Source organism: Okeania sp. SIO2C2 (genome assembly GCF_010692625.1).
Lineage (GTDB): Bacteria > Cyanobacteriota > Cyanobacteriia > Cyanobacteriales > Microcoleaceae > Okeania > Okeania hirsuta.
Window position 1 is genome coordinate 14,226 of record NZ_JAAHGM010000099.1, and the last position, 4,092, is coordinate 18,317.

The 4,092-nt window shown below is 39.7% G+C and carries 2 protein-coding genes and 1 pseudogene; 1 reads left to right on the forward strand and 2 read right to left on the reverse strand.

From position 1 onward, the window contains the following. Positions 1 to 3: 3 nt before the first annotated feature. Positions 4 to 612, reverse strand: a pseudogene (locus F6K18_RS34090) (DUF790 family protein); the annotation flags it as partial. Between the two features lie 427 nt (positions 613 to 1,039). Between F6K18_RS34090 and F6K18_RS34095 the strand changes: the two are divergent. Then, positions 1,040 to 2,158, forward strand: a complete 1,119-nt coding sequence (locus F6K18_RS34095) for an alpha/beta hydrolase (protein ID WP_287527546.1) — start codon at positions 1,040 to 1,042, stop codon at positions 2,156 to 2,158. A gap of 459 nt (positions 2,159 to 2,617) precedes the next feature. On the opposite strand, the gene F6K18_RS34100 is transcribed toward F6K18_RS34095, so the two are convergent. Beyond that, positions 2,618 to 3,838, reverse strand: coding sequence for a DUF790 family protein (locus tag F6K18_RS34100; RefSeq protein WP_287527545.1), 1,221 nt, complete (start codon positions 3,836 to 3,838; stop codon positions 2,618 to 2,620). Positions 3,839 to 4,092 lie beyond the last annotated feature (254 nt).

Genomic DNA, 4,092 nt, shown 5'->3' on the forward strand with positions numbered 1-4,092 from the left:
ACATTAAATAGATTCCAAAACTTCTAAGACTGATTTAGGTAATAACTTATCCTTAAACCAGACAATAGGTACTGGCACATCTTTCACTTTTACACCAGCTTTTTCCAAATTTAGTCGTTCGGAAACTGCCAATATTAAATGATCACAATCAGCACTCTGCACCTGATAAAATTTCTTTTTTAAATATTCCGGTCGCCAATATCCAACTATTTCTAATAAATATGATTCTCCACTGGGATGTACCAGTCTAAAATCAGGAATCATTACACTACCAGGAATGGGAATTAAATCAACTTCTCTTTCTAACTTCCACTCGGTTTTTAACTTTACCCAACGTTCTACAAATGATGCTTCTAACATACTATCGTAAGGTTTTCCAGGTGGATAATGACTAACTAAATCACAATCAGAATTAATACTAAATCGACCTTTTTTCCAAGCTCCACTATAGGTGTCACGATTTTGTAAGGTTGCGTGTAAACTCCATTTTGTAACGTGTAGTAATGCAGGTAACATTTTTGCTAGTGCTAAACCGTAACGAGTACTAGGTTTAAATAAACTATAAGGCCCATCAATTGTGAGGGTAAAACCATGGTCAGCATCTCCTTCTATCAGTATAGGAAATTATTTAACATTTAAAGTTTGAAACTATTTGTGACATCTTTAAAGTGAAGGGGAATACAAAAGGGTTTCAGCTTTTATTCATGTCAAACACCTTAATGGGTAGCGCTATAAAAGCATTCAGCCCCGCTTAAGCTATTAGCCTTGGATTTGAATCCAAGGCGGATTATGGAATCCAACCCGATACGACGTTGCCTATGTATCATTTTCCTGATTGTTATAACTCTGGGATTTTTTCCCACTCCGGCTGTTGCTCATGGCTTTCAAACAGCCTAGATGAATCCTCTAATTTTCTAACCAACTGGTCAGTCAATAATCCACTCAAAAATAGTGTTATTATAGTGTTATTTATGAAAAGGATATTATTTGGTAACTCCAGAATTTCCCCTCGCTGGACTGACTACGATAAAGCCTTTTGATGCAAACCTACGATCAAGATTTTGTTAATCCTTTGAGGAGAAAAGCTCACATGATCAAACGATTCACCGTCATCACCATAGCTGTACTGACTAGCTTTTTGTTGGTGTTAGCCATACACCCTGCCATAGTAGAATACTACACTGGCGATTCACTACCACTTTGGAGCTATGTGCCTGACACAATCTCTCCAGAGTGGGAAGCCTTTCTTCTGAAGAAGAGCAAAACCCGTGAAAATTCTGCCCCCGCGCCTGATGACATCGCTGAATGGACAAAGCGTCAGACGGAAAAAATCGCTGAGGCTGAGGCTGAGGCGGATGAAATTGCGGCGGATTTCGACATCGAATACAGAGAGATTGAAATCGGTGGCGTGCCCGTTGTCGAGGTTACTCCCAGTTCCCTTGCTAGCGAGGAAAAGGTTGCCGTTTATACCCATGGGGGTGCCTATGTCTTGAATTCAGCAAAAGGAACTCTGAAGAATATGGCTATTTTTGCCAATGCCACTGATCTCAAAGTCATTGGCATTGACTACACTTTGGCTCCCCACTCGAAGTGGCAGCAAACAACGGATGAAGTAGTCTCCGTTTTCCAAGCTCTTCTGGCGCAAGGCTACGCCATGGATGACATTGTTCTCTACGGAGACTCTGCTGGCGGTGGACTTGCCGCTGGCAGTACGCTCAAAATGAGAGACTTGGGCATGGGTATGCCAGCCGCGCTTGTACTTTGGTCGCCGTGGGCCGATATCTCTGAGACGGGTGATACCTATGTAACGCTGCGTGACGCCGAACCCTACTATACCTACGAGGATCGCCTCGGCCCCTCAGCCTTAGCCTACGCTAACAAAGAAGATCACCAGCGGCCCTATGTGTCCCCGGTATACGGGGACTTCTCGGCAGGCTTTCCGCCGACTTTGATTCAGGGTGGGACGAAAGAGATCTTCCTGAGCAACTTTGTCCGGTTATATCAGGCCCTCGATCAAGCGGGTCAAACTGTCAAGCTCGATATCTATGAGGGGATGCCCCACGTCTTCCAGCAAAAATTGCCAGATACGAAAGAGTCACAGGATGCACTGAAGAAGGTCAGTTCCTGGGTAAATGAGTACCTCCTCAAAGTTGAGTAATCAATACGCACCATTCCCTTCTCAAAGCGATTCCATCCTGACATCTCATATCAAATCTAGATGATTATATTATCATTAGAGTATTTTGATGGAATTTATTAACATGGAGCAACATCTACCAAACTTAGGTCAGTAAAATATAGCTATATATTGTTTCTTGGCCTAATCCATGATCATGATATTTGTCTTGAGGCGATCGCTTAAAAAATCATAGCGATCGCTCTACATTACCAGACGCTATATATAGCGTCTTTGCGTAAGTCCTGTAAAGTTTCAGATATCTAAAACTAAAAGCAATAGCTGATTGCTGATAGCTAACGGCTGTTTGCGCAGCATTCCGCAGGAAATGCTTACGTAATTATTTGAGATTTTTTATAGTAGGTTTTCTGTTCAATAAGTTAATTTTTCCACCGACAATCAATGTTTTTTGAACTATTATCAATTACCCATTACCGAACATTAAATAGATTCCAAAACTTCTAAGACTGATTTAGGTAATAACTTATCCTTAAACCAGACAATAGGTACTGGCACATCTTTCACTTTTACACCAGCTTTTTCCAAATTTAGTCGTTCGGAAACTGCCAATATTAAATGATCACAATCAGCACTCTGCACCTGATAAAATTTCTTTTTTAAATATTCCGGTCGCCAATATCCAACTATTTCTAATAAATATGATTCTCCACTGGGATGTACCAGTCTAAAATCAGGAATCATTACACTACCAGGAATGGGAATTAAATCAACTTCTCTTTCTAACTTCCACTCGGTTTTTAACTTTACCCAACGTTCTACAAATGATGCTTCTAACATACTATCGTAAGGTTTTCCAGGTGGATAATGACTAACTAAATCACAATCAGAATTAATACTAAATCGACCTTTTTTCCAAGCTCCACTATAGGTGTCACGATTTTGTAAGGTTGCGTGTAAACTCCATTTTGTAACGTGTAGTAATGCAGGTAACATTTTTGCTAGTGCTAAACCGTAACGAGTGCTGGGTTTAAATAAACTATAAGGACCATCAATTGTGAGGGTAAAACCATGGTCAGCATCTCCTTCGATATAAGTCATTAATTGAAATAATTTTACATACCTAAATAAGAGTTTGTATTCTCCTGGATCATTGCGATGAGCATTTAATTCAATGTGACTAGCTTTATAAAAAATACCTTGCACTTGAGACAGATTATATCTATGTAATAAAGCTTCTGATGTAGGAGCATCAAATTGAGTCAAAATTCTATTTTCTTGTAAGTCAGCATAGAGACCTTTTTTAATCTCATCAGGCATAACTTCTCGGTTTAATTCTTGACTCATTTGTGCTGCTAATTTTTCTAGAGTTAATTCTGTTGATGGAATACTAGGAACAACTTCTGCTGCTGTAGTAAAAACACGTTTTCTTAATTCTATTGGTTCGAGAGGACTGATAATTTCAAAGGTAGAAAAACTGCCTCTAAGCATATGTGCTAATCCTCTTTTGAAACGGTAGTTGGGGTCATCTCCTTCAATTTCTTGTAAACGTTTATCAAGTTCTCCTTGAGTTTTTCCTACTGTTTCTTGGAAAGAGTTAATCATTTCTGTGGCAATGGCTAAATTTTTAGCATCAATTTTGAGTTTTTGAGGAATAATTGTTTCTCCTGTTTGCCGATGAGAAAGTAAATCAGTTGGTAACATAGTTATTAATTCAAAAGTCAAAAGTCAAAAGTCAAAAGTAAGATTTTATCAGCTCAAAAATTTAATCCTACAGTATAGAACCCCTAAACGGATCTATAAACGGGAGTGTGGGAAGAGGGGGAAGAGGGGGAAGAGGGGGAAGAGGGGGAAGAGGGGGAAGAGTAGGGGAAATTGTGAAGCTTGGGGACCTAGATTCTACCTTTTTCCCCTATTCTATATTCTCGATCTCCTGAGGAGGTCCTCCTGAGGAGGTC

Bases quoted from the DNA above. Each gene is read 5' to 3' on its own strand.
- F6K18_RS34095 (WP_287527546.1), top strand. From the start codon at position 1,040: ATGCAAACCTACGATCAAGATTTTGTTAATCCTTTGAGGAGAAAAGCT.
- F6K18_RS34100 (WP_287527545.1), bottom strand. From the start codon at position 3,838: ATGTTACCAACTGATTTACTTTCTCATCGGCAAACAGGAGAAACAATT.